The organism is Antarctobacter sp., from assembly GCF_048262615.1.
In the GTDB taxonomy this organism is placed as follows: domain Bacteria; phylum Pseudomonadota; class Alphaproteobacteria; order Rhodobacterales; family Rhodobacteraceae; genus Antarctobacter.
Genome location: NZ_JBLXFB010000034.1, coordinates 15,565 through 38,404, shown reverse-complemented (window position 1 = coordinate 38,404; position 22,840 = coordinate 15,565). Strand labels below are relative to the sequence as shown.

Annotated in this window: 27 protein-coding genes; 21 read left to right on the top strand and 6 right to left on the bottom strand. The window is 63.2% G+C overall.

The features are described 5' to 3' along the window. The 7 genes from ACN0S5_RS21870 to ACN0S5_RS21840 form a co-directional block, all read left to right on the top strand. Positions 1 to 372 (top strand): zinc-binding dehydrogenase (locus ACN0S5_RS21870; protein ID WP_417211258.1); only part of this gene is annotated, 372 nt, incomplete at its 5' end. A gap of 6 nt (positions 373 to 378) precedes the next feature. Further along, the gene (gene fghA / locus ACN0S5_RS21865; protein ID WP_417211256.1) at positions 379 to 1,203 is read left to right on the top strand and encodes an S-formylglutathione hydrolase; all 825 of its coding nucleotides are present in this window, start codon (positions 379 to 381) and stop codon (positions 1,201 to 1,203) included. Positions 1,204 to 1,227: 24 nt separating this feature from the next. Continuing rightward, the gene (locus ACN0S5_RS21860) at positions 1,228 to 1,632 is read left to right on the top strand and encodes a c-type cytochrome (RefSeq protein WP_417211253.1); all 405 of its coding nucleotides are present in this window, start codon (positions 1,228 to 1,230) and stop codon (positions 1,630 to 1,632) included. 120 nt (positions 1,633 to 1,752) lie between these two features. After that, entirely contained in the window at positions 1,753 to 3,555 is a 1,803-nt protein-coding gene (gene xoxF5, locus ACN0S5_RS21855) for a lanthanide-dependent methanol dehydrogenase XoxF5 (RefSeq protein ID WP_417211252.1), read from the top strand. 87 nt (positions 3,556 to 3,642) lie between these two features. Beyond that, positions 3,643 to 4,158 carry a c-type cytochrome, methanol metabolism-related gene (locus tag ACN0S5_RS21850; RefSeq protein WP_417211251.1) on the top strand — a complete coding sequence of 172 codons (516 nt, stop codon included), beginning with the start codon at positions 3,643 to 3,645 and terminating at the stop codon, positions 4,156 to 4,158. Beyond that, positions 4,139 to 4,972 carry a substrate-binding domain-containing protein gene (locus ACN0S5_RS21845; RefSeq protein ID WP_417211250.1) on the top strand — a complete coding sequence of 278 codons (834 nt, stop codon included), beginning with the start codon at positions 4,139 to 4,141 and terminating at the stop codon, positions 4,970 to 4,972. The genes ACN0S5_RS21850 and ACN0S5_RS21845 overlap by 20 nt, the downstream gene beginning before the upstream one ends. Next, positions 4,969 to 5,517: a PQQ-dependent catabolism-associated CXXCW motif protein gene (locus ACN0S5_RS21840; RefSeq protein WP_417211248.1), complete on the top strand. Its 549-nt coding sequence runs from the start codon at positions 4,969 to 4,971 to the stop codon at positions 5,515 to 5,517. The genes ACN0S5_RS21845 and ACN0S5_RS21840 overlap by 4 nt, the downstream gene beginning before the upstream one ends. On the opposite strand, the gene ACN0S5_RS21835 is transcribed toward ACN0S5_RS21840, so the two are convergent. From ACN0S5_RS21835 to ACN0S5_RS21820, 4 genes are read right to left on the bottom strand one after another with little or no spacing between them, the layout of a single operon-like run. Then, positions 5,518 to 6,315 (bottom strand): quinoprotein dehydrogenase-associated SoxYZ-like carrier, encoded by a 798-nt coding sequence (locus ACN0S5_RS21835; RefSeq protein WP_417211247.1) that lies wholly within the window; start codon positions 6,313 to 6,315, stop codon positions 5,518 to 5,520. After that, the gene (locus ACN0S5_RS21830; RefSeq protein ID WP_417211246.1) at positions 6,312 to 7,178 is read right to left on the bottom strand and encodes a YncE family protein; all 867 of its coding nucleotides are present in this window, start codon (positions 7,176 to 7,178) and stop codon (positions 6,312 to 6,314) included. The genes ACN0S5_RS21835 and ACN0S5_RS21830 overlap by 4 nt, the downstream gene beginning before the upstream one ends. Before the next feature lie 55 nt (positions 7,179 to 7,233). Continuing rightward, positions 7,234 to 7,779: an SRPBCC family protein gene (locus tag ACN0S5_RS21825; protein ID WP_417211244.1), complete on the bottom strand. Its 546-nt coding sequence runs from the start codon at positions 7,777 to 7,779 to the stop codon at positions 7,234 to 7,236. Beyond that, entirely contained in the window at positions 7,776 to 8,267 is a 492-nt protein-coding gene (locus ACN0S5_RS21820; RefSeq protein ID WP_417211242.1) for a DUF3280 domain-containing protein, read from the bottom strand. Before ACN0S5_RS21820 ends, ACN0S5_RS21825 begins: the two co-directional genes overlap by 4 nt. 202 nt (positions 8,268 to 8,469) lie before the next feature. Between ACN0S5_RS21820 and ACN0S5_RS21815 the strand changes: the two genes are divergently transcribed. From ACN0S5_RS21815 to ACN0S5_RS21775, 9 genes are all read left to right on the top strand, one after another. Next, a complete protein-coding gene (locus ACN0S5_RS21815) occupies positions 8,470 to 9,609 on the top strand; it encodes an ABC transporter substrate-binding protein (protein WP_417211261.1) in 1,140 nt (379 codons plus the stop codon). A 13-nt stretch (positions 9,610 to 9,622) separates the two neighbouring features. Then, positions 9,623 to 10,597: a YVTN family beta-propeller repeat protein gene (locus tag ACN0S5_RS21810; protein WP_417211241.1), complete on the top strand. Its 975-nt coding sequence runs from the start codon at positions 9,623 to 9,625 to the stop codon at positions 10,595 to 10,597. A gap of 11 nt (positions 10,598 to 10,608) precedes the next feature. Continuing rightward, positions 10,609 to 11,046, top strand: a complete 438-nt coding sequence (locus ACN0S5_RS21805; protein WP_417211239.1) for a hypothetical protein — start codon at positions 10,609 to 10,611, stop codon at positions 11,044 to 11,046. 23 nt (positions 11,047 to 11,069) lie between these two features. Then, positions 11,070 to 11,324, top strand: coding sequence for a PepSY domain-containing protein (locus ACN0S5_RS21800; protein WP_417211237.1), 255 nt, complete (start codon positions 11,070 to 11,072; stop codon positions 11,322 to 11,324). Between the two features lie 100 nt (positions 11,325 to 11,424). Next, on the top strand, positions 11,425 to 12,402 hold the full coding sequence (locus tag ACN0S5_RS21795) for an ABC transporter substrate-binding protein (RefSeq protein WP_417211235.1): 978 nt from the start codon (positions 11,425 to 11,427) through the stop codon (positions 12,400 to 12,402). 13 nt (positions 12,403 to 12,415) lie between these two features. Further along, positions 12,416 to 13,168 carry an ABC transporter permease gene (locus ACN0S5_RS21790; protein WP_417211234.1) on the top strand — a complete coding sequence of 251 codons (753 nt, stop codon included), beginning with the start codon at positions 12,416 to 12,418 and terminating at the stop codon, positions 13,166 to 13,168. Continuing rightward, positions 13,165 to 13,791: an ABC transporter ATP-binding protein gene (locus tag ACN0S5_RS21785; protein ID WP_417211233.1), complete on the top strand. Its 627-nt coding sequence runs from the start codon at positions 13,165 to 13,167 to the stop codon at positions 13,789 to 13,791. The genes ACN0S5_RS21790 and ACN0S5_RS21785 overlap by 4 nt, the downstream gene beginning before the upstream one ends. Before the next feature lie 42 nt (positions 13,792 to 13,833). Next, the gene (locus ACN0S5_RS21780) at positions 13,834 to 14,553 is read left to right on the top strand and encodes an ABC transporter ATP-binding protein (RefSeq protein ID WP_417211231.1); all 720 of its coding nucleotides are present in this window, start codon (positions 13,834 to 13,836) and stop codon (positions 14,551 to 14,553) included. After that, on the top strand, positions 14,550 to 15,341 hold the full coding sequence (locus ACN0S5_RS21775) for an ABC transporter permease (protein WP_417211229.1): 792 nt from the start codon (positions 14,550 to 14,552) through the stop codon (positions 15,339 to 15,341). The genes ACN0S5_RS21780 and ACN0S5_RS21775 overlap by 4 nt, the downstream gene beginning before the upstream one ends. Positions 15,342 to 15,346: 5 nt before the next feature. Here ACN0S5_RS21775 and ACN0S5_RS21770 read toward each other — a convergent pair whose 3' ends face one another. After that, complete coding sequence (locus ACN0S5_RS21770) at positions 15,347 to 15,559, bottom strand: hypothetical protein (protein ID WP_417211227.1); 213 nt, start codon at positions 15,557 to 15,559, stop codon at positions 15,347 to 15,349. Between the two features lie 160 nt (positions 15,560 to 15,719). Here ACN0S5_RS21770 and ACN0S5_RS21765 point away from each other — a divergent pair, with 160 nt between their 5' ends. Both ACN0S5_RS21765 and ACN0S5_RS21760 read left to right on the top strand, forming a co-directional pair. Further along, positions 15,720 to 17,300 carry an ATP-binding protein gene (locus ACN0S5_RS21765; protein ID WP_417211224.1) on the top strand — a complete coding sequence of 527 codons (1,581 nt, stop codon included), beginning with the start codon at positions 15,720 to 15,722 and terminating at the stop codon, positions 17,298 to 17,300. A gap of 9 nt (positions 17,301 to 17,309) precedes the next feature. Beyond that, positions 17,310 to 17,987 carry a response regulator transcription factor gene (locus tag ACN0S5_RS21760; protein WP_417211222.1) on the top strand — a complete coding sequence of 226 codons (678 nt, stop codon included), beginning with the start codon at positions 17,310 to 17,312 and terminating at the stop codon, positions 17,985 to 17,987. Positions 17,988 to 17,997: 10 nt separating this feature from the next. On the opposite strand, the gene ACN0S5_RS21755 is transcribed toward ACN0S5_RS21760, so the two are convergent. Then, entirely contained in the window at positions 17,998 to 18,702 is a 705-nt protein-coding gene (locus tag ACN0S5_RS21755) for a DnaA N-terminal domain-containing protein (RefSeq protein WP_417211220.1), read from the bottom strand. A 472-nt stretch (positions 18,703 to 19,174) separates the two neighbouring features. Between ACN0S5_RS21755 and ACN0S5_RS21750 the strand changes: the two genes are divergently transcribed. The 3 genes from ACN0S5_RS21750 to ACN0S5_RS21740 all read left to right on the top strand — a co-directional run bounded on the left by ACN0S5_RS21750 (position 19,175) and on the right by ACN0S5_RS21740 (position 22,820). Next, a complete protein-coding gene (locus ACN0S5_RS21750) occupies positions 19,175 to 20,482 on the top strand; it encodes an AAA family ATPase (RefSeq protein ID WP_417211218.1) in 1,308 nt (435 codons plus the stop codon). After that, positions 20,479 to 21,561 carry a ParB/RepB/Spo0J family partition protein gene (locus tag ACN0S5_RS21745; RefSeq protein WP_417211215.1) on the top strand — a complete coding sequence of 361 codons (1,083 nt, stop codon included), beginning with the start codon at positions 20,479 to 20,481 and terminating at the stop codon, positions 21,559 to 21,561. Before ACN0S5_RS21750 ends, ACN0S5_RS21745 begins: the two co-directional genes overlap by 4 nt. 332 nt (positions 21,562 to 21,893) lie before the next feature. Next, the gene (locus tag ACN0S5_RS21740; RefSeq protein ID WP_417211213.1) at positions 21,894 to 22,820 is read left to right on the top strand and encodes a hypothetical protein; all 927 of its coding nucleotides are present in this window, start codon (positions 21,894 to 21,896) and stop codon (positions 22,818 to 22,820) included. The last annotated feature ends 20 nt before the right edge of the window (positions 22,821 to 22,840 follow it).

Here is a 22,840-nt window from a genome sequence, read left to right as displayed (position 1 = left end):
GCGCATCTGGTCGACCTGACCAAAGGCGGCGCGGACTATACCTTTGACGCCACCGGCAACGTGAATGTCATGCGCACCGCGCTGGAATGCGCGCACAAGGGCTGGGGCGAATCGATCATCATCGGCGTCGCACCGGCGGGGGCTGAAATCAGCACCCGGCCATTCCAGCTTGTCACCGGCCGGGTCTGGCGCGGCACCGCCTTTGGCGGCGCCAAGGGGCGCACGGATGTGCCCCGGATCGTCGATTGGTACATGGACGGCAAGATCGAGATCGACCCGATGATCACGCACAAGCTGACGCTGGACGAGATCAATCACGGCTTTGACCTGATGCACGAGGGCAAGTCGATCCGCGCCGTGGTGGAGTACTGATCCGGTATGGAAACCGTGTCTGAAAACCGCAGCTTCGAGGGCGTTCAGGGCGTTTACAAACACGCCTCGACCGCCTGCGGATGCGACATGACCTTTGCGGTCTACCTGCCACCACAGGCGAAGACGGAAAAGGTGCCGGTGCTGTGGTATCTGTCGGGGCTGACCTGCACGCATGAAAATGCGATGACCAAGGCCGGGTTTCAGGAACACGCGGCGCTGCACGGCATCGCCGTTGTGTTCCCCGACACCTCGCCGCGCGGCGAGGGGGTGGCCAACGACGAATCCTATGATCTGGGGCAGGGCGCGGGGTTCTACGTGAACGCCACCCGCAGCCCGTGGCGCGCCAACTTTCAGATGTACGACTATGTGACCCGCGAGCTGCGGGATCTGGTCATGGCCAATTTCCCGGTTTCCGACCGGCACGGAATCACCGGTCATTCCATGGGTGGACACGGCGCGCTGACCATCGCCATGCGCAACCCCGAGATGTACGATTCACTCTCGGCCTTTGCGCCAATCGCCAACCCAACCCAAAGCGATTGGGGCAGAAAACAGCTCAGCGCGTATCTGGGTGACGACGAATCTACTTGGTGCCAGCATGATTCAGTTCTACTTTTAGGCGACAAAGGCTGGAAAGGGGATCTGTTGATCGACCAAGGTGGATCGGATCAATTTCTGGACCTGCTGAAGCCGGAAACGCTGGCCGAAGCGATGATGCGAAACAGGCAATCGGGCGCCTTCAGGATGCAAGAGGGGTACGATCATTCGTATTTCTTCGTAAACTCCTTTGCCGGCGATCATGTCGCCTGGCACGCAGAACGTCTCCTTTAAGACCTGAACAGACAAAGGTTTACTATGATCAAGACAGTACTCGGCGCAACACTCGCAACCCTGCTTCCCCTCATGGCTCTGGCGGACAGCCATGCCATGGAAGGTGATGCCGAAGCGGGAGAAAAGGTCTTTCGCAAGTGCAAGGCCTGCCACGCCGTCGGCGAAGGCGCGGAAAACAAGGTTGGCCCGATGTTGAACAACATCGTTGGCCGTCAGATGGCCTCTGTCGAGGGCTTTGACTACTCCAAAGCCCTGGGCGCGATGGGGGAGGCCGGCGAGGTCTGGACCCCCGAAGCGATGGACGCCTTCCTGACCAAGCCGCGCGATTATGCGAAAGGCACCAAGATGGCCTTTCCGGGCCTGCGCAAGGACGACGACCGCGCCGACGTGATTGCTTACCTCATGACCTTTTCCGACGAAGGGTCGTGACACAGGGAATGCCTGCCCCGCCGGGAGGAGAGTACTGGCAGGGCAGGCGCAAGGCGACAAACCGGGCGGAACCCGGTTTGTCATGACAAGGCGAAAGCCGCGATTTTCGGGAGGAACGAAATGAAAACCCTAACCATGATGACATCGGGTATCGCCCTTTGCTGCGCCTCTATGGCGATGGCAAACGACGATCTCGTGAACCAGATGGACGACCCCGCACAGTGGGCCATCCAGACCGGTGACTACAGCAACCAGCGTTACTCGGGGCTTGACCAGATCAACGCCGAAAACGTCAAGGACCTGCAAGTGGCCTGGACGTTCTCGACCGGTGTGCTGCGCGGCCACGAAGGCTCGCCGCTGGTGATCGGCAACATGATGTACGTGCACACGCCGTTCCCGAACATCGTCTACGCGCTGGATCTGGAGCAGGACGGCAAGATCGTCTGGAAGTATGAGCCCAAGCAGGACCCGGACGTCATCCCGGTGATGTGCTGTGACACGGTGAACCGTGGTGTGGCCTATGCCAACGGCAAGATCTTCCTGCATCAGGCCGACACCAAGGTCGTCGCGCTCGACGCCATGACCGGCGAAGTGAAGTGGGAAGTGCAGAACGGCGACGCCGCCAAGGGTGAGACCAACACCGCGACGGTCCTGCCGGTCAAGGACAAGGTCATCGTCGGCATCTCCGGCGGCGAATTCGGCGTCCGTGGCTCTGTCACCGCCTACAACATGGAAACCGGCGAACTGGAATGGCGCGCCTATTCCATGGGTCCCGACAGCGACATCCTTGTCGACCCGGAAACCACCACCCATCTGGGCAAGCCGGTTGGTCCGGACTCAGGCACCAACACCTGGGAAGGCGATCAGTGGATGATCGGCGGCGGCACCACCTGGGGCTGGTACTCGGCGGATCTCGAAGAGAACCTGATGTACTACGGCACCGGCAACCCGTCGACATGGAACCCGGCGCAGCGCCCCGGCGACAACCGCTGGTCCATGACCATCATGGCCCGCGACATCGACACCGGCGAAGCCAAGTGGTTCTACCAGATGACCCCGCACGACGAGTGGGATTATGACGGCATCAACGAGATGATCCTCACGGAGCAGCAAATTGATGGCGAAGAGCGCAAGCTGCTGACCCACTTTGACCGGAACGGCCTTGGCTACACGCTGGACCGCGTCTCGGGTGAACTGCTGGTGGCGGAAAAGTACGACCCCGCCGTCAACTGGACAACCGGCGTCGACATGGACCCGGATTCTGACACCTATGGCCGTCCGGCCGTGGTGGCGCAGTACTCGACCGAGCAGAACGGCGAAGACGTCAACTCCACTGGCATCTGCCCGGCGGCGCTTGGCTCCAAGGACCAGCAGCCTGCGGCCTACTCGCCGAAGACCCAGCTGATGTACGTGCCGACAAACCACGTCTGCATGGACTATGAGCCGTTCCGCGTGTCCTACACCGCCGGTCAGCCCTATGTGGGTGCGACGCTGGCGATGTACCCGGCCCCGGACAGCCACGGCGGCATGGGCAACTTCATCGCCTGGGACAACGTCGCGGGTGAGATCAAGTGGTCCATCCCCGAGCAGTTCTCGGTCTGGTCCGGTGCTCTGGCCACTGCGGGTGACGTGGTGTTCTACGGCACGCTTGAGGGCTACCTGAAGGCGGTTCACGCCGAAACCGGTGAAGAACTGTACCGCTTCAAGACCCCGTCGGGCATCATCGGCAACGTGATGACCTACGAACAGGGCGGCAAACAGTACATCGGTATCCTGTCGGGCATCGGCGGCTGGGCCGGGATCGGCCTTGCGGCTGGCCTGACCAACCCGAACGACGGTCTGGGTGCTGTGGGTGGTTATGCCGCTCTGAGCGACTACACCGCGCTGGGTGGTCAGCTGACCGTCTTCGCCCTGCCGGATTGATCCTGCGCAGAGACTGACAATGGCTGGCGCGGCTCCACGGGGCCGCGCCCGTCCAATAGACACTCCACAGACAGGTGAGTTCCGACCATGACATTGACAGGAAGACTGCTCTCTATCGCTATGTTCGCAGGCGCCGCACTGGCCGCCTCACTTGCGGGCGCAGATAACCTGACCGCTGCCTATTCGGAGGATGGGCGCTATTTCACAGATGAGGACATCCCCACATACAATGTGGGCGAGGATGGCACGGTCGACTGGATGACCTATTCCGGCTTTCGCCGCTACCATTCCGAATGCCACGTCTGTCACGGCCCCGAGGGCGAAGGCTCCAGCTATGCGCCCGCGCTGAAGAAATCGGCCATCGACATGGATTACTACGATTTCTACGACGTGGTGGTGAATGGCCGCAAACACGTCACGGCCTCGGACAATTCCGTGATGCCCGCGTTTGGCGATAACCCGAACGTCATGTGCTATCTCGACGACATCTATGTCTACCTAAAGGCGCGCGGCGCCGATGTGGTTCCGCGCGGACGGCCCGGCAAGAAGGAATCCAAGTCCGACGTGATCCGCGAGGATGAAAATGCGTGTCTGGGCTTCTGAAGCGGCGCTGATCCTGACGCTGCTGACCTTTGGCGGGGCAGGCAGCGCGCAGACCTCGGACCTTGTGTCCACCAGCGCGCTGCGGGTCTGCGCCGATCCGGCCAACGACCCGATGTCGATGAAGGACGGCACCGGCTATGAGAACAAGCTGGCCGACCTGATCGGGGAAAAGCTGGGCCTGCCGGTGCAATACACCTGGTATCCGATGGCGACGGGGTTTGTCCGCAACACCCTGAAGGTCAAGAAATGTGACGTGATCATCGGCTATGCGCAAGGGCATGAGCTGGTGCTGAACACCAACCATTACCTGACCTCAACCTATGTGCTGATCGTGGCCAAGAACGGCCCGCTGGCGGATGTGGACAGCCTGTCCGATCCGCGCCTGAAGGACCTCAGGATCGGCATTATCGCGGGCAGCCCGCCATCGACGCATATGGCGCGCAACGGATTGATCGGCAAGGCAAAGGCCTACAACCTGTTCGTCGACCGCCGTCACGAAAGCCCGACCCACGACATGATGGATGATCTGGAGGCCGGAGAGATCGACGCCGCGATCCTCTGGGGGCCGATCGGCGGCCCGATGGTCAAACAGGACCATCCGAATTTCGCGGTCATCCCGCTGGTCAAGGAAACCCTGCCGCCCAAGCTGTATTACCGGATCACCATGGGTGTGCGGCAGGGCGAAAAGGTCTGGCAGCGCAAGCTGAACTCACTGATCCGCCGCCATCAGGATGAGATCAACGCCATACTGGCCGAGGCGGGCGTGCCGCTGGTCACTGATCTGGGCGACGCGGTCCTGGACATCTCGCAATGATCCGGGCGCTGGCAATCCTGCTGCTTGCGGGGCTGCCAGCGGTCCTTGCTGCGGAGAGTGAGCCCTCCGATTACCGCATGGATCACTATCGCGGCCCGGTGCCATCGACGCTGGCCGGGGCCACCGTGGTCGGGCCCGAGGGCGCGCATGATCTGTGGAGCGCGGGCAAGACCGCCTTTATCGACGTGCTGCCACAGGCCCCGAAACCCGCCAACCTGCCCAAAGGCACGATCTGGCGGGACAAGCCGCGCGATTCCATCCCCGGTTCGGTCTGGCTGCCCAATGTCGGCTATGGGGCGATTGCCGATGTCACCGCCGACTATTTCCGCCGCGGCTTGGCCAAGGCGACCGGCGGCGACCCGGCGCATCCGGTGCTGTTCTTCTGCCTCGAAGATTGCTGGATGAGCTGGAACGCCGCCAAACGCGCGGTCGAATGGGGTTATACTCAGGTCTACTGGCTTCCCGAGGGCACCGATGGCTGGCAGCTATGGGAGTACCCGCTGGAACGGATCACTCCGGAAGAGCCGCAGCCCCCCGGCGGCTGATCAGAACGCCGCCAGATCCTTGTGCGCATGGGTGACGGTCCCTTTGGTATCGGTCAAGGTCACATCCACCGACCGCGTCTTACTGGGCACCGACAGGCCAACGCGCGGGTTTTCCGACAATGAGATCGACCCGGTCATGTCCACATATCCGGCCCCGTCCAGCACGATGTCGAGGGTTTCGACATAGCGCATCGGGATATACAGCAGCGTGATCTGATCCATCTGCATCCCGGAATGCGACGGGTGCGAAATGTCCACATCCAACTGCCGCAGCCGTGCAGACAGGCCAAGCCCGCCGCTGCCCGGTGACAGTCGCGCCACCTCCAGCCCCATATCGCCCAGCGTCGCCAGCGCGGCGGCGGGATCGGTTCCCGGCGGGGCCGCGCAGGCCCCGGTGCCCGAAGTCTTGACGTGGCCTTCCTTGACCCAGACGCGGCCGTCCGTCGTCTCGGCGATCACGTGCAGCGGGGTCGGCCCATTGATCCGCATGGTCACGTCAAAGAAAAACCCCGGCTGCGGCACGTCTAGCGCGAACACCGCCGAAACCGGCATCGGGTTTTCGTCCAGAACCAGCGTGATCTTGTCCAGCAGCATCCCTTGCGGCGCGTGGATCATCGCGGCGATCTGCGTGCGGGTGTCGTTTTCAGTGCGGTAGGGCGCGTCAATGGAAATCATCTCTGTCCCGTCCAGCAGGGCGCGGTCGGGGAACAGTTGCGCGGTCACCGCGTCCCACCCCTCGCCGGCAAAACCCGGCAGGGCGGCGCAGATCAGCGCGGCACTCAATAGAAACCGTTTCATTCTTCTCCTCCCAGAAGAAAGACACCAAAGGCCCGGGGGCCGTCGCAGGTGTCCAGATCCCTTAGCACGGTCAGGGCCTTTGCGTCGATGACAGAGGCCGTATTGTCGAACCAGTTGGCCACAACGATGCGTGACCCGTCGGCGCTGACATCGATCCCCTCGGGGTATTCGCCGACCTCGATCCGGGTCACTTCGGTCAACGCGCCCATGTCGATCACGCTGACGGTGTTTTCATATTGATTGGTGACAAAAGCCCGTCCGGCGGCAAAGGCCACGCCGTAGGGGCGCTCTCCAACCGGCACCGTTGCGATGACAGAGCCCGCAGTCGCATCCACGACGCTGAGGTCGTTGGACCCGACATTGCCGACAAACAACCGCCCATCGGGGGCAAAACGCAGGCCAAAGGGCCGGATACCCACCGTGACCCGGTGCAGCAGCGCCAGAGTATCGGCGTCGAAGACAGACACCTGATCGGCGTCACGATCCGCCGAGGCAAGGAACCGCCCGTCCTCTGACAGCGCCAGCCCCGCCGGGGCCGCGCCAGTGGTCAGCTCTTGGTCCAGGGTCAGGGTGTCACCCGACAGCACCCAGATCCGGGCGTTGTACCAGTCAGAGACAAAGACCCGCCCGCGCCGCGCGTCAAAGGCAATGCCGATCGGTCCGCCCTCCAGCGCGATCTCAGCCAGGACCGTGCCGGTCCAGTCATGGCGGCGCACCGTCTTGCTGTCCGGTGCGACAGTATAAACCGCGCCGTCCCGCGACACGGCGACCCCGGCAGGCTTGCCCGGAACCGACCAGCGCGCCACTTCCTGCCCGCCTGTCAGGTCAAGCACGCTTAGCCCGTCGCCGTTCTGACAAGTCACAAAAGCGGTATCCGCCGCCGCGGGCAGACCCGCGACGGCGCAAAGGACAAGCGCCCTAGCTGCCCGGCGCACCGAACCGCTCGACAAGGGCATCCAGTCCGGCCTGATAGACCGCCGACACAGCGGCAATCGCGGCCTCGTCGCTCAGTTCCGGGGGCGGGTCGTTGTTCGGATACCCGCGATAAAAGGCGCCGCGCCATTCCACCAGCGAGCCACCGCCAGCGCGCGGTTTGACCGTGACGTGGGACGAATAGTTCGTCACCGGCAGCACCTCTACCGCGACCTCGGTGATGCGGTAGGAATAGCTCATCTTCTCATCGCTGTGCTTGTACAGGATCTCGGAGATCGTCGGCCCGCCCGCCTGTCCCAGCGTCAGAACGCGGGTGGCGTCGATGGCGTTTCCGCCCGCGCCTGCGGTCTCAAAGACCGCCGGATGCCAGCTCATGTCCTGAAAATTGCCGATGGCCGCCCAGACCTCTGCCGGGTCGGCGGCGACCTCGGCGGTCAGCGTCACCTTTTGCCGGGTCGGCCCGTGGGCCAGCGCCAGCGACGGCAGCGCCAGCGCAACCGCCGTCACCGCCAGAAATTCGCGTCGTTTCATTTTTCCTCCCCTTTGAAAAAGGCTGTCTTGAGAATGTATCTCATTCCTCTCAGCCACGAGTCGTCCGTGTTGGACCGGATGTCGACCACCCGCCCCTTGACCGTTTGCCCCGTCTCCGGGTCGCGCAGTTGCAGGTTCATCGTCAGAATCAGGTTCGAGACTTTCTGAACCTCCCCGACCAGCACGAAATCCGCCCCCAGCTTTTTCGCCATCCGGGCGTCACAACCATAACATTTTGCCGGGTTCACCACGCGGTCAAGGTCCGCCTGCACCGGGGCAAGGTCCAGCAGGGTATAGCCCTCGGCGGTGAAACGCTCTGCCACCAGATCCTCGATCAACTGCAACCGGGTGCGTTCCGCAGGGTTTTGACCCAGTTCCGCAGTCTGAAGCGACGAATCCAGCAAGGTTATCCCTAAAAACGCCACACTGTCCCCGGCAGCGGCGGGGCCGCCCAAGGCAAACACCAGCAATGCAAAGATCCGGCGCATGGGGCCTTTCTTAGAAAATAAGAGTCGTAGAGCATCGTGCAGGCGTTACCCTTTACCACGCAACCCGACCAAAAGTATCGGTTGCAAAGGGCCCGCGATTTGCTTGGGATATCAAGAACAAGCCCGAGACAAACAAACGGGCAGGGAGGAACACTTGCAACGGATCATTGCTCCGCTTCTGGCGGTGCTGTTGTGCATCGGTATGGGCGGCCCTGTGCTGGCTCTGGATGTGGCCGCAGCGGTTCTGCGCATCGACTACCCGCGCCTTTTGCCGATTTCCCGTTACGATCTTGTGCCCGAGGATCTGGGCTTTGCCGGGGCCGATCTGGCCGACAGGGACAATGGCACCACCGGCAGCTTTCTGGGCCATACCTACGCCACGACCAAGGTCGCCGTGCCGCCCGATCAGGCCGACGCCGCGCTGGAACAGCTCTTGGCGGACGGAATCCGGCTGATTGTGGTGATGGCCGACAGCCGCGACCTGCTGCGCCTGACCGACCGCGCCGCCGAGGCGGGCGCGCTGGTGCTGAACGCCACCGCGCCGGACGTGGCGCTGCGGTCGCAGAACTGCCGCGCCACGCTGCTGCATATCGCCCCCTCCAACCTGATGCTGGCCGATGCGGTGGCGCAGTTTTCCGTCTGGAAGAAATGGGACGAATGGTTCCTGATTTCCGGCTCCAACTATGAGGACACCTCGCTGGCGGATGCCTACCGACGGGCGGCGCGCAAATTCGGCATCAAGATCACCGAGGAACGGCTGTTCGCCGATACCGGCGGCTCTCGTCGGACGGATTCGGGGCATGTGCTGGTGCAGCGCCAATTGCCCGCCTTCACCCAAGGGGCCAAGCGGCATGACGTGCTGATCGCCGCCGACGGCACCGATTACTTTGCCCGTTACCTGCCTTACCACCTGTCGACGCCGCGCCCCGTCATGGGCTCTGCCGGTCTGCGCCCGGTGACCTTTCACGCCGCGCATGAGGCATGGGGCACCACGCAATACCACACCCGGTTCGAAGAGATGACCGGCCGCTATGCCAAGGCCGAGGACTACAACGTCTGGCTGGCCCTGCGCGTGGTGGGCGAGGCCGTGACCCGCGCCAGCACCACAGATGCCATGGCGATCCGCGACTATGCCCTGTCCGATGCGTTCGAACTGGCCGCCTTCAAGGGGCAGAAGGTCACGTTCCGCAACTGGAACGGCCAGATGCGCCAGCCGATCCTGCTATATGATGGCATGATCACCGTCAGCGTCAGCCCGCAAGAGGGCTTTCTGCATCAATTCTCACCCTTGGATACGCTGGGCCTCGATCGTCCGGAATCCGAATGCTCCGCTTTCAACTGACCGGGAGGTTTGCATGAAAACCCTGATCGCGACCTCGTTGCTGGCCCTTCTGACCGCCGCCCCCGCGCTGGCCAACAAGGCCTTTGTGTCGAATGAGCGCAGCAACACCATCACCGTGGTCGACACCGACACATGGGAGGTTCTGCAAGAGTTCGACGGCGGCAACCGCCCGCGCGGCATCACCCTTAGCCCCGATGGGTCCAAGCTGTATGTCTGCGCCTCCGATGACAGCCTGATCCGGGTCTTCGATACCGAAACCTACCGCGAGCTGGACAGCCTGCCCTCTGGTCCCGACCCGGAACTGTTCATCCTCGAACCTTCGGGCAAGCGGCTGTATATCGCCAATGAGGATGACAACCTTGTCACCGTGACCGACACCGAGAAACACACTATCCTTGCAGAGATCCCGGTGGGCGTCGAACCCGAAGGCATGGGCATGAGCCCGGATGCCAAATGGGTGGTGAACACGTCGGAAACGACGAACATGGCGCATTTCATTTCGACCGAGGATTACAAGATCAAGCACAACGTGCTGGTCGATCAGCGCCCGCGCTACGCGCAGTTTACCGATGACGGCAGCCGCCTGTTTGTCTCGTCCGAGATCGGCGGCACCGTGTCGGTGATGGACATCGCCCCCGACGGCACCCCGACGCTGGTGCACAAGATCGGGTTCGAGGTGCCCGGCGTGTTGCCCGAATGGCTGCAACCTGTCGGCGTCAAGGTCACGCGCGACGGCAGCCGCATCTTTGTCGCCCTCGGCCCCGCCAACCGGGTCGCCGTGATCGACGGCGCAACGCTGGAGGTGCTGGATTACATCATCGTCGGCCAGCGGGTCTGGCAACTGGCCTTTACCCCGGATCAGAAATACCTGCTGACCACCAACGGCAATTCCAATGACATCACCATCATCGATGTCGCCCGTGAAAAGGCGATCAAATCGGTGCAGGTCGGCCAACAGCCCTGGGGCGTGGTCGTGACCCCGAATTAATGGAGACCGCCATGAAGTACCTCACCGCCGCCGCCCTTGCCTGCGGCCTCTCTGCCCCGGCCATGGCCGCGCCGCTGTGCGATGACCTCGGCTTTGCCGGGCTGCTGGCCTCGTGCAACCGTGGAGAGCCGATCCAGCTGACCCTCGCCTCTGGCCAGCCGCTGGGAGAGGACGTAACCCTGCAATCGGGCGCCTATTACAAGATGTTCATCACCGCCGACGGGTCCGCCGAACTGGCCGTCAGCGGGCCGGACTTCTTCCGCGCGGTCTGGATGAACGAGATCGTCATCAACAAGATCGAGATTCGCCCGATGGCCATCGACTCGATCGAATTCGACGCGGAAGGCACGGCGGAACTGTCGTTCATCGCCATCAAGCCCGGCACCCATATCCTGCGCATTCCCGGCTCGACCGGCGAAACCCAGCAGATCCGCATCAGCATCCAGTAACCCAGACACCGGAGCGTTCCGTCATGACCCGTATCCTTGCCTTTGCCCTCGCCGCGCTTGTCGCCGCCCCGTCCTTTGCCGCCAGCCACGCGATCCCGCAGGAAACCGTGGACAAGATCACCGCCCTGCTGGCCGAAATGAAATGCCAGATGGACCCCGACGATATCGAGATGGAGGACGGCGGCTATGAACTGGACGACGTCATCTGCGAAGGCGGCCACCAGTTCGATATCGAACTGGACGCGGACCTGAACGAGGTCGGCAGGCGCGCCGAATAACACCGCAGCCGCGACCAAAGCCCAATGGCCAGCGTCGCGGCAATGCTCACAATACGCCAACGCGACCGCAGAGTCGCCAGAGCCAACCGGGAGACTTCTTATGATCCGATCCATCACACGCCGGGGCGCTTGTGCCCTTCTGGCGATGATTGTCGCCGCCCCCGCCATTGCCCAGGATCTGCCCGTCATCCGCGCCGCCGTGCTGAAAATCGGCACCGTGAACTGGGAACTGGCAACCATCGTCGAACAGGGCTTTGACGAGGCGCATGGCTTTAACCTTGAAATCGCGCCCTATGCCGACAATGGCGCAACCCGCGTCGCCGTCGAAGGCGGAGAGGCCGACGTGGCCGTCGCCGACTGGATCTGGGTGGCGCGGCAGCGCGCCGCTGGCAAGGACTATGTCTTTGTCCCCTATTCCAAGGCGGTTGGCGGGCTGGTCGCGCCAAAAGGCAGCGGCATCACCTCGCTCAAGGATCTGGCAGGCGGCAAGATCGGCATCGCCGGGGGGCCGCTGGACAAGTCGTGGCTGATCCTGCGCGCCTACGCCCAGCAAGAATACGGCATGGACCTGAAGGCCGAGACAGAGCAGGTCTTTGGCGCGCCGCCGCTGATCTTCAAATCCGGCCTCAGCGGAGACCTGCAAGGGGCCATCAACTTCTGGCACTTCCTTGCCAAGATGAAAGCCTCTGGCATGGAAGAGGTGATCTCGGTCGAGACGGCAGGCAAGGCGCTGGGACTGAACACCGACACGCCGCTGCTGGGCTACTACATGAAGGAAAGCTTTCTGGCAGCGAACCCCGGACTGGCGCAGGCGCTGTATGACGCCAGCCGCGACGCCAAGGATCTGCTGGCCAGCGACGCCGCCGCATGGGAGGCAATCCGCCCGATCATGAACGCCAACAACGACGCCCAGTTCAATCAGCTCAAATCCGACTGGCTGGCCGGCACACCCGCGCGCGGCCCGGTTGACATCGACGGGGCGAACAAGATGCTGGCGCTGATGAATGACCTTGGCGGCGCCGATCTGGTCGGCAAGGCCACCACCGTGCCCGACGGCCTGTTCGCCGACCTGAACTAAAGCAGATCGCCCGATGAAAGACACCCACGCGGCCACGCCAATCCTGTCGATCATCGGGCTGTTTCTGCTGTGGATACTCTGCGCCACGCTGACGGCAGACCCGACGGTCCTGCCGCAGCCGTGGTCGCTGATCACCCCCGCCGCGCGCGAAATCGGATCCGGCGAGTTGCCCTTTCACCTTGGGGCGACGCTGTTGCGGGTGATCTGGGCCTTTGCGCTGGCCATGACCATCGGCATCGCGCTTGGCCTTGTCATGGGGCGGTCAGAGGCGCTGAACCGGTGGCTGGACCCGTGGCTGGTGATCTTTCTGAACCTGCCCGCGCTGGTGCTGATCGTGCTGTGCTACCTGTGGATCGGCCTGAATGAGACCGCCGCGATTCTGGCGGTGACGCTGAACAAGATCCCCAACGTCGCCACCGTGATCCGCGAAGGCGCGCGCGCCCTCGATCCCGATCTGGACGCTATGGCGCGGGTCTACCGGATGTCGTGGCTGGCGCGGATGCGCCACGTCACGCTGCCGCAACTTGCGCCGTTCATCACCGCCGCCGCGCGGTCCGGCGTGGCGGTGATCTGGAAAATCGTTCTGGTGGTCGAATTCCTTGGCCGTTCCAACGGCGTAGGCTTTCAAATACACCTGTATTTCCAACTGTTTGACGTGACCATGGTGCTGGTCTACGCGCTGTCCTTCATCGCGGTGATGCTGGCGGTGGAATGGCTGGTCCTGCAACCTTGGGAACGCCGCATCCGGCGGTGGAGAACCGCGTGATCCGGGCTGACATCACCTCGAAATTCTTTGGCGATCAGCAGGTGCTGGGACCGGTGCGGTTTGACATCCGACCCGGCGAAACCGTCGCGCTGCTGGGCCCGTCCGGCATCGGAAAATCCACCATCCTGCGGATCATGGCCGGGATCGACACAAGGTTTGAGGGCACCGTGACGCGCCCCGACAATATGGCGATTGTCTTTCAGGAGCCGACCTTGCTGCCGTGGCGCAGCGCGCTCGACAATCTGCTGATCGCGCGCCCGACTCTGGGGGCGGACGCCGCGCGCGCCGCACTGGCGCGGGTCGGTCTGTCGGGCCGCGACGATGCCTTTCCCGGTCAACTGTCCCTTGGCCAGCAACGGCGGCTGGCGCTGGCCCGCGCCTTTGCTGGCGCGCCAGAGTTTCTGGTGATGGATGAGCCGTTTGTCTCGCTCGACCCGGAGATGGCCGAACAGATGCTGGCGCTTACAGAGGCATTGATCGCCGAGGCAAAGCCCGCCACCCTGTTCGTGACCCACGCACGGGCCGAGGCCGAGCGTCTGGCCGACCGAACGCTGGTCCTGTCCGGCAGGCCCGCCACGCTGACAGACAGTCTGCCCGACACATCGAACGGTGAGCATGCTTAACATAATGCAAATTATCGGCATCTTTTCAGCCCCGGCCCGGCCATGAGCGACGGTCTCTCTGTCCAGAACCTCAGCTTTGCCTATGGTCCGAAACAGGCCCTTGATGCGGTGTCCTTCGATCTGCAAAAGGGCCGCTTTTGCGCCCTGCTTGGCCCCAATGGCGCGGGCAAGTCGACTCTGGTGTCGCTGCTGACCCGGCTGCTGGTCTCACCCACCGGCACGATCCGCATTGCCGGGCATGACCTGCGCCAGGCACCCAGTCAGGCGCTTGCGAAACTGGGCGTGGTCTTTCAACAGCCGACGCTGGATCTGGACCTCAGCGTCCGCCAGAACCTTGCCTATTTCGCCGCGCTGCACCGGCTGCCGCGCAAGGGATTGAACGCGCGCATCGACGCGGTGCTGTCGCGGCTGGATATGGCAGAGCGCGCGCATGAAAAGGTCCGCGCGCTGAACGGCGGCCACCGGCGGCGCACCGAACTGGCCCGGTCATTGCTGCATGACCCTCAGGTGCTGCTGCTGGATGAACCCACCGTCGGGCTGGATGCGTCCTCTCGCGCGGGGATCGTCGCCCATGTGCATGATCTGGCCGCGCAGGGCATGTGCGTGCTCTGGACCACCCACCTGACCGATGAGGTCCGCGACAGCGACGACCTGCTGGTCCTGCACAGGGGGCAAATCCTGACCCACGGTCAGGCGGGCGCGGTGCGCGGCGACCAAAGCCTGTCGGACTGGTTCCTGAGCCAGACGGGGACCCCCGTATGACCGGCTGGCTGATCGCCCTGCGCGCCATCGTCGGGCGCGAATTCCTGCGCTTTATCCATCAGCGCGAACGCTTTTTGTCGGCGCTGGTGCGTCCGCTGGTCTGGCTGCTGATCTTCGCCGCCGGGTTCCGCGCCGCGCTTGGCGTGTCGATTATCCCGCCGTATCAGACCTATATCACCTATGAGACCTATATCGTCCCCGGCCTCTGCGCGATGATCCTGCTGTTCAACGGCATGCAAAGCTCTCTCTCGCTGGTCTATGACCGGGAAATGGGCTCGATGCGGTTGCTGCTGACCAGCCCCCTGCCCCGCTGGTGGCTGTTGTTCTGCCGTCTGCTGGGGTCCAGCGCGATTTCGGTGCTACAGGTCTACGCCTTCCTCGCCATCGCGGCGCTGTTCGACATCACCATGCCGATTTGGGGCTATGTCGCCGCCCTGCCCGGCCTGTTTCTGGGCGGCATCATGCTGGGCGCGCTTGGCCTTGTGCTGTCCAGCTTTGTCCGCCAGCTGGAAAATTTCGCCGGGATCATGAACTTTGTCATCTTCCCGATGTTCTTCCTGTCCTCGGCGCTCTACCCGCTGTGGAAAATGGCCGAAAGCTCAGAGCTTTTGTACGATATCTGCGCGCTCAACCCGTTCACCTACGTGGTCGAGCTGATCCGCTTTCTGCTCTACCTGCAATTCAACTGGCTCGCCCTGCTATGGGTGCTTGGGTCGACGGCCGTCTTTGGGCTGCTTGCGGTCTGGGGCTATGATCCGGCGCGCGGATTGATGAAGCGCAAGGTCTGAGGGCGTCAGGCGTCGCGTTCCGCGAAACTGACCGCCTTGCATTTCCAGCTTTTGACCCGTTGGCCGGGATGGTCTTGCACCCATTTGGCAAGCTGGGGCTGCGCGCCCAGCAGACACATCATGGGCGTCACATCCGTGAACACCAGACTGCGTTCCCGGCAAGACTCGGATTGAGGAGTCGCGGCGGCGATACACGTTACAAACAAGAGCTCGATCATGGGCTTTTCCGATGCAATATATCCTTTGGTCGCAATCGCACTGTGCCAGCGATACCTTAAAACGAAAGAAACCGCGCTGCTGCGGCTGGCCCGTTTCGAAACGAAACGCTTAATGTTTCGGCAGCTTTTCCGGTTATGCCGATACCTTGGGCGGAAAATCATGCTGCGCCGCAGAAAGATGTCCCTGAAAGCCCGACTGGGCGGCGGAGCAGCCTTGCTGACCGCCGGAACCGTGCTGACCGCCGCCACCCTTTATGTCGGCATGACCCGCGTCTCTGACCGGCTGGAAACCGCGCTGGCCGCCGAGGCGCGCATCGCCCGCTATTCCATCCTGTCCACGCAGGTCTCTACCCTGCTGGTGGTCGCGACAGAGGCGGTGCAATCGCGCCTTGATGCAGAGGCCCGCACAGAGCGGATCGCCCCCATATCCCGCAATATCGCAGAGACCTTTACCCGCCTGCGGTCGGATCTGGAACTGGCCGTCACGCAGGTAGAGGCGCTGGGGCTGGACGCACAGTCGCGCTATGCCACCCAGTCGCTGGGCCTTGCCCGGATGCAGGCGCTGCTGGACAGCACGGTCAGCGGGCTGGGTCAGGCGACAACCGACGTGGATCGCCTGCGGGCGCAGATCAACGCCTTTGCCTCCGGCTTTGACCCGCTGCTCAATCAGGCCGTCAACGCCGAGATCCTGTTTCGCAATGACATCCTGTCGGGGATCGAACGCTTGCGGCAGGCGCTGTCGCTGATCGCCCTCATCATCGGGGCGCTGTCGATCCTGACCGCGCTGGCCTTTTACCTCGGGCTGGTGCGGCCCCAGTTCCTGCGGCTGGACCGGTTGCGCGATGCCGCCCGCCAGATCGGGGCACAGAATTACGCCGTCGCCCTGCCGGAAACCCGCGCGGATGAGATCGGCCACCTGTTTTCCGAAACCAACCGCATGGCCCGCGCGCTGGCGCAAAAGGAAGACGCCGTGCGCGCGGACCGCGCCGCCCTGAATGAGATCATCGACCAGCGCACCGCCGAACTGCGCGCCGCCAATGACCAGCTTGCCAAGACCGATGAAACCCGCCGTCGCTTTTTCGCCGACATCAGCCACGAATTGCGCACGCCGCTGACGGTGATCCTGATGGAGGCCCAGATCGGCCAGAAACAACAGGCCGAGGCAAACGCCGCCTTTGCCACGATTCAGGACCGGGCAGAGCGCCTGAACCGCCGCATCGACGATCTGCTGCGCGTCGCACGGTCCGAAAGCGGCGAACTGGCGCTGGACCTGCACGCGGTCGATCTGGCCGACATCCTGGGCCAGGTGGCGCAGGATGTGGCCGCCGAATGCGACAGCGCCGGGATGCGGCTGGAGGTGGTGCCCGCCCCCGCCCTTCCGACCACCGGCGATGCCAACTGGCTGCGGCAGGTGGTGGCCGGTTTGGTGTCCAATGCGGTGCGCCACGCGCGTGAGGGCGGCGTTATCCGTCTGGAACCCATCGAGGAACCGGGATTTGTCGGCCTCTCGGTGTCGGACAATGGGCCGGGCGTCGCCGCGCCGGACCGCGCGACCCTGTTTGACCGCTTTGCGCGCGGCTCTGGCTCTCAGGGGTTTGGCATCGGCCTTGCGCTGGCCCGTTGGGTGATCGAGGCGCAGAGCGGAACAATCACGCTGCAAAGCCCCCTGCCCCGCCCCGATGCTCTGGGCGATGGACCCGGCACCAAAGTTTCGGTTCGATTGCCGCGCCGCGCGCCGTAGACTGCGCCCATGACACCCCGGCTGCTGATCATAGACGACGACCCCGGCATCACCGCCGCGCTGTCCCGCGGCCTTGCGCTGCATGGTTACGACACAGAGGCCGAGAACCGCGCCGATCGCGGCCTTGCCCGCCTGACGGCCGAATCCTTTACCGGCGTCATCTGCGACGTGATGCTGGGCGCGGACAATGGCGTGGAGCTGGTGCGCGCCGCCCGCGCGGCGGGTGTCGACGTGCCGATTGTCATGCTGTCGGCGCTGTCAGACGTCGACCACCGCGCCGCAGGGCTGGAGGCCGGGGCCGACGACTACATCGTCAAACCCTTCTCTTTCGACGAACTGGTGGCGCGGATCAGGGTTCAGGAAAAGCGCGTGCGCGACAGCCGCCCGGAACCGGCCATCCTGTCCGCCACGGACCGAAGCCTGCGCAACTCCAAGGTGGACATCACCCTGACAGAGCGGGAATTTGCGCTGTTGCACATTCTGGTGGCCCACGCCGGCACGCCGCTGTCCCGTGGCTGGATCTTTGACACCCTCTGGGCCGCCGAAGGGTCGGGCACCGAAAACGTCGTCGATGTCTACATCGGCTACCTTCGCAAGAAACTGGCCGGTCATGACGTGGGCTTTGAAATCCGGACCCAGCGCAACAAGGGGTTCTGCCTCGACGGACTGGCCCCGGTGCTGACCTGATCCCGCCGGATTACGACTCGACCGGCACCACCTCGATCCGGCGCACGCCCGGATCGACCGCCGCATAGGCCCTGAGCAGATGGGCCTGAAAATGTGTGCTCACGTAATCCGCCACAAACCGCGAGGGCGCGGCCAGCGTCACCCGCCCGCCTTCATGCGCCATCTCGGACAATTGCCCGAACCATGCGGTGGTCTGCGCCGGGGCCTCGATCCGCAACCGCGCCAGCACCTGCCCCCACGCCCCCTCTGCCGCGTCGGTGCGCGCGCGCGGCTGGAACGGGATGACCTTGGGATCGGCGGTGTGCGCGGGCGCCCCTGCCCCGCCGTGGCGGTCGCCCATCCGGTCCGCAAAATCGGTGCCGATCAGGTCCCAGTTGCCCGCCGTCTCTGCCATCACCCCGTCAAGGTTCAGCGCGTAGACCGTCACCCGGCCCTTCACCCCGGCGCGCTTGACCTCGACCCATCCGGCGCTGCGCATCTTGGCCATCTCGCGTTTGACCGTGCGTTCATCGACGGACCACAGGCGCGCAATCTCGGCCCGTCCCATCGACAATTCATTGCTTTGCCAATTGTACCGGGTTGTGATCAAAACCATCAGCCGCAGCAAAAGCCGTTGTCGATGTTTGTCACCGCACAGGGCCGAAACCCCCAGCGCCGACAGTATGTCGTATTTCAGGGCGGACGCATTGCGCCCGACCGGTTTTGCCACCTGCATGACCTGCTCCGCCTCGTTGCCGGATCTTTCCGGCTGTCATGCCCGGATTATCGACGCCTGCCAACGCTTTTCCGGACTTGAGGCCAATTTGCGTCCAACCGTCCGATTCTGTCAAGCGATCGAAGACGCGGGCCGGTTTCGGTCTGCCCCCTTCATCCCTTTCAAATAAAGAAATGGGTGAAGATATAGGTGATGGGGGACATCCAGTCTGTCCCCCTATGGGCTGGAAATGTCCCCCTATGGGTCGCCGGGGTGCTCCGCCTGTCCCCCAATATGTGGGGGCATCCCCAAGCACTTTGGCGCGTGCTGCTCCCTGCCCTGCCCGAATCGGCCGCCGCCCCGGTTCCTCATGTTTTCTTACCCGTGGGTAAGACCGCCCTGCCCTACCCTCGGACAATATAAGGTTTTGCGTCAAAGCCAAATTAAGCGTAAATGACAGGAAAAGCCGAAAAACCGTCCTGCGAGGCATAGCATGTACACACACGTTGATCTGGGCGTTCTTCAGAACCGCTCTCTGAAGCTGCAAGGCTGGATCCGCCAGCAGACCTTTTCGCCGGGTCTGGAAAAGACGCTGCGGCGGTTTTCGTCCTGGGAAGTGTCGGAACTGATCTTTCGCATCAACCAGTCCACCTTTCGCGGCAAGCTGGCCGCCGACCCCTCTTTGCCCATGGGTGAGGTCGAACAGGAAGGCCGTCAGCGCTGGTTCTCGCTGGAAGAGATCAATGAGATGCGCCGCCGTCTGAAGATCAACAAGCGCAGCCTGATGCCCCATCGCCCGGCGGGCAAGCGCGCCATCCGCGCCGCTGTCGCCAACTTCAAGGGCGGCGCGGGCAAGTCGACCGTCGCGCTGCATTTCGCCCATGCCGCCGCGCTGGACGGCTACCGTGTGCTGGTCGTCGACTTTGACCCACAGGCCACGCTCAGCCATTCCATGGGCCTGACCGACGTGTCCGAAGAGCATACCGTCTGGGGCGTCATGGCCCGCGATCTGATCCGCGAAACAGAGCGTATGAACCGCGGGCCTGTGGGGGCCGAATCCGGCGCCGCCCTGCCCCAGCGCCACCTGCCCGCCGCGATCACCGAACTGGGCCTTGGCGACCTGCGCATCGGTGACTTTATCAAACCCACCTCATGGCCCACGATCGACGCCATCCCGTCCTGCGCCAACGCCGCCTTTGTCGAGTTCGCGAGCGCGCAATACCGCCACCTCAACCCGGAATGGTCGTTCTTTGCTGCTGTGTCGCGCTACCTCGATCAGATCCCGGACGACAGTTACGACATGATCATTTTCGACTGCCCGCCGGCCATCGGCTACCAGTCGATGAACGCGGTCTTTGCCGCCGACATCCTCTATGTCCCCTCCGGTCCGGGCTATTGGGAATACGACAGCACCACCTCTTTTGTCGGGCAACTGTCCGAGGCGCTGGAGGATCTCTCGGCCGGGTTCGACGGCACCTTACCCACGGGTAAGATCGCGCTGCCCAAGGCGTTCTACGACATCCGCTTTCTGCTGACCCGCTATGAGCCGGGCAATGATCTGCACCGCGCGATGCAGGAGGCCTTTCGCAAGGTCTGGGGCGATCACGTCACCGAACACCCGGTGGAAATGACCCGCGCGGTCGAGCAGTCCGGGCGATTCCTGAACTCTGTTTACGAAATGGATTACCGGGAGATGACCAGAGAGACCTGGCGCAGAGCACGGTCTACATTCGACTCCGCCTATGAGGAATTCCGCCAGACCGTGCATGACGCATGGGCGCAGATGGAGGACGACCAATGACCAAGAAGCGCAGAATGTTCGACATCGACATTCCCGAAATGGGGGCGATGGAGGTTGGCAAGACCCCCGACCGCGCGTTGCGCCGGGGGCCGATGGCCTCTGCCATCAACGAAAACGCCAGCTCGCTGCGCGACCGCAAGGCCGCCGAAGAGACCATTCGTGAGGAAAACGACCGGCTGGCATCCGAGTTTGTGCGCCTCAAGCGTGAGGGCCTGATCGTTGACCGGATCGCGCTGGACAGCGTTTTGACCGAACGCCTGCTGCGGGATCGCAAACCCGGTGCGGACGAGGAACTCGCAGAACTGAAAACCTCGATTCGCGAAATTGGCCTGTCCAACCCGATCCGGGTCGAGGCCCGCGACGATGGCAAATACGAACTGATCCAAGGGATGCGCCGGTTGATGGCCTATCGCGCGCTGCTGGAAGAGACCGGCGATGCGGGTTTTGCCACGATCCCCGCCGGGATTGTTCCGGCAGAGGCGCAGACCGAAACCAGCTATCGCCGCATGGTGGATGAAAACCTGATCCGCAAGGATATCTCGTTCGCCGAGATGGCCACGCTGGCGCGCCGCTACGTGGCCGATCTGGACAACGACTGTCACGAGGTCGCGGACGCGGTGTCGATCCTGTTCAAATCGGCCAGCTATACCAAGCGCAGCTATATCCGCGCCTTTGCCGAACTGTTGATGCGGCTGGACAAGGTGCTGGAGCATCCGCAAGAGATTCCGCGCAATGTCGGGGTTGAGCTTAAACGCCGGATGGACCGCGACGACGATCTGACGGGCCGGGTTGCGCTGGCGCTCAAGGCGGAACCGGGCCGGGATGCGGCGCGCGAGATCGAGATTCTGCGCGGCTTTGCCGAAGGCGCGGGTGCCTTACCCACGGGTAAGGTGCCATCCTCTGCGCCGCGACCGCGTCAGGCCAAGACCACCTTTCAGGTGCCGTTGAGCGATGGCGTCGCCAAATGCAGCGCCTCTCAGGGGCGGCTGGAACTGCGCGACAACCGGGATTTCTCCTCGATCGAGCGGCGCAAACTGGAACAGGCCATCGCGGCGTTTTACGCGGCGCTGGAGGATTGAACGCGCCGCGACCTTACCCACGGGTAAGGTCGCGGGCGGGTGGTGCGGTGAAGTGTCCACTCTCACAAAATAAGAGTTCGATTCCGCCGCAAAGTTTGACAGAAGGCCCCTCAGCCAGAGACCGGTGTTCCGATCTCGACTGTATCCTTCCGAAGGATTCTGCGGCGGCCTGTATCACACAACTCTCAAACTTTCTGTGGGTCCGGGTCGCCGCCTTTGGGGCCGCTGTTGTCGGCCCCGCCTCAGACGGGTCCCGATCACGATTGCGCGGGCAGGGCGGGCATCGCTGCGGACAAAGTAGACCTGCGGCGGCTTCAAGCTACAGTAGCGGAATGAAATGGTTGCTGTCCCTGCTTGTTCTTGCCGCGCTGGTTACCGTGACCGGATCGCAAAGCCGCGCCGCCGACCGGCAGGGGTTTCTTGCGCTGGCGCGGACCGGGTGGAACTATCAGTTGCGCACAACGATGCTGGGCCGGGACATGTCCATCCCCGTCCACATCAACGGGCGTGACATGTCCGGGGTCGCGCTGTGTCTGGTCGGGGATCGCCCGACAGAGCAGACGCGCAAAGTGCTGGCCACGTTCAGCGACCTGTCCCGACATGTCTTTGGCAAGCCGCTGCCGATGCGGTACGCCGGTCCCCGCGCGGATATGTGCGGACAGGGCCGGACGGCGGTTCTGCGGCTGTATTCCGGGGTGCCGCCGCATCACTTGCTGACGGATGATCTGAACTGGATGAACGCCGCCTATCAACTGGGTCTGCCTAGCGGTCGGCGCTATTCCTCATCGTCGCCCGCCATGGCGCAGACCTTTTTCGGCAAGCGCGGGATGGTGACGCATATGCTGGTCCAGCAGGCCAAGGCGCGGCCCGGATCGCTGGAGGAAACCTATTACCGCTCAATCCTGATCGAAGAGCTGTTCCAGAGTTTCACCTTTGGCATGGATATCCTTATGCTGCGGCGGAAGCCTGAATTTTCCTCGAAACTTCAAGAGGTTCCGCTGAATATCCATCGCCTTCCGTGGGGCTCGGCGGCGTTTATGCGGGCGCTGCTCAGTTCCAATCCCGCGCGGCTGTGTGAGTTTGACGTCTTCATGATGCATGCGGTTGCGCGGTCGCCGGTGGACCAGACGACGGACCCGGCGTTTATCGATTTCATTGACAGTGAATTTGACACGCTCGACGCGCTGACACAGGTCACACGGGCCGATCCGCGCTTTGCCTTGCTCCTTGATCCCGACTGTCGTGCGGTCAACCAATAATGCGACTTACGACTCAATAG

What these genes read in the sequence shown, in the direction of transcription:
- fghA (WP_417211256.1), top strand. Translation starts at nt 379, where the DNA reads ATGGAAACCGTGTCTGAAAACCGCAGCTTCGAGGGCGTTCAGGGCGTT.
- ACN0S5_RS21740 (WP_417211213.1), top strand. Translation starts at nt 21,894, where the DNA reads ATGAAATGGTTGCTGTCCCTGCTTGTTCTTGCCGCGCTGGTTACCGTG.
- ACN0S5_RS21815 (WP_417211261.1), top strand. Translation starts at nt 8,470, where the DNA reads ATGGGCGGCCCTGTGCTGGCTCTGGATGTGGCCGCAGCGGTTCTGCGC.
- ACN0S5_RS21760 (WP_417211222.1), top strand. Translation starts at nt 17,310, where the DNA reads ATGACACCCCGGCTGCTGATCATAGACGACGACCCCGGCATCACCGCC.
- ACN0S5_RS21765 (WP_417211224.1), top strand. Translation starts at nt 15,720, where the DNA reads ATGCTGCGCCGCAGAAAGATGTCCCTGAAAGCCCGACTGGGCGGCGGA.
- ACN0S5_RS21825 (WP_417211244.1), bottom strand. Translation starts at nt 7,779, where the DNA reads ATGAAACGACGCGAATTTCTGGCGGTGACGGCGGTTGCGCTGGCGCTG.
- ACN0S5_RS21770 (WP_417211227.1), bottom strand. Translation starts at nt 15,559, where the DNA reads ATGATCGAGCTCTTGTTTGTAACGTGTATCGCCGCCGCGACTCCTCAA.
- ACN0S5_RS21850 (WP_417211251.1), top strand. Translation starts at nt 3,643, where the DNA reads ATGACATTGACAGGAAGACTGCTCTCTATCGCTATGTTCGCAGGCGCC.
- ACN0S5_RS21790 (WP_417211234.1), top strand. Translation starts at nt 12,416, where the DNA reads ATGAAAGACACCCACGCGGCCACGCCAATCCTGTCGATCATCGGGCTG.
- ACN0S5_RS21780 (WP_417211231.1), top strand. Translation starts at nt 13,834, where the DNA reads ATGAGCGACGGTCTCTCTGTCCAGAACCTCAGCTTTGCCTATGGTCCG.
- ACN0S5_RS21835 (WP_417211247.1), bottom strand. Translation starts at nt 6,315, where the DNA reads ATGAAACGGTTTCTATTGAGTGCCGCGCTGATCTGCGCCGCCCTGCCG.
- ACN0S5_RS21750 (WP_417211218.1), top strand. Translation starts at nt 19,175, where the DNA reads ATGTACACACACGTTGATCTGGGCGTTCTTCAGAACCGCTCTCTGAAG.
- ACN0S5_RS21775 (WP_417211229.1), top strand. Translation starts at nt 14,550, where the DNA reads ATGACCGGCTGGCTGATCGCCCTGCGCGCCATCGTCGGGCGCGAATTC.
- xoxF5 (WP_417211252.1), top strand. Translation starts at nt 1,753, where the DNA reads ATGAAAACCCTAACCATGATGACATCGGGTATCGCCCTTTGCTGCGCC.
- ACN0S5_RS21755 (WP_417211220.1), bottom strand. Translation starts at nt 18,702, where the DNA reads ATGCAGGTGGCAAAACCGGTCGGGCGCAATGCGTCCGCCCTGAAATAC.
- ACN0S5_RS21810 (WP_417211241.1), top strand. Translation starts at nt 9,623, where the DNA reads ATGAAAACCCTGATCGCGACCTCGTTGCTGGCCCTTCTGACCGCCGCC.
- ACN0S5_RS21840 (WP_417211248.1), top strand. Translation starts at nt 4,969, where the DNA reads ATGATCCGGGCGCTGGCAATCCTGCTGCTTGCGGGGCTGCCAGCGGTC.
- ACN0S5_RS21845 (WP_417211250.1), top strand. Translation starts at nt 4,139, where the DNA reads ATGCGTGTCTGGGCTTCTGAAGCGGCGCTGATCCTGACGCTGCTGACC.
- ACN0S5_RS21805 (WP_417211239.1), top strand. Translation starts at nt 10,609, where the DNA reads ATGAAGTACCTCACCGCCGCCGCCCTTGCCTGCGGCCTCTCTGCCCCG.
- ACN0S5_RS21800 (WP_417211237.1), top strand. Translation starts at nt 11,070, where the DNA reads ATGACCCGTATCCTTGCCTTTGCCCTCGCCGCGCTTGTCGCCGCCCCG.
- ACN0S5_RS21860 (WP_417211253.1), top strand. Translation starts at nt 1,228, where the DNA reads ATGATCAAGACAGTACTCGGCGCAACACTCGCAACCCTGCTTCCCCTC.
- ACN0S5_RS21795 (WP_417211235.1), top strand. Translation starts at nt 11,425, where the DNA reads ATGATCCGATCCATCACACGCCGGGGCGCTTGTGCCCTTCTGGCGATG.
- ACN0S5_RS21745 (WP_417211215.1), top strand. Translation starts at nt 20,479, where the DNA reads ATGACCAAGAAGCGCAGAATGTTCGACATCGACATTCCCGAAATGGGG.
- ACN0S5_RS21820 (WP_417211242.1), bottom strand. Translation starts at nt 8,267, where the DNA reads ATGCGCCGGATCTTTGCATTGCTGGTGTTTGCCTTGGGCGGCCCCGCC.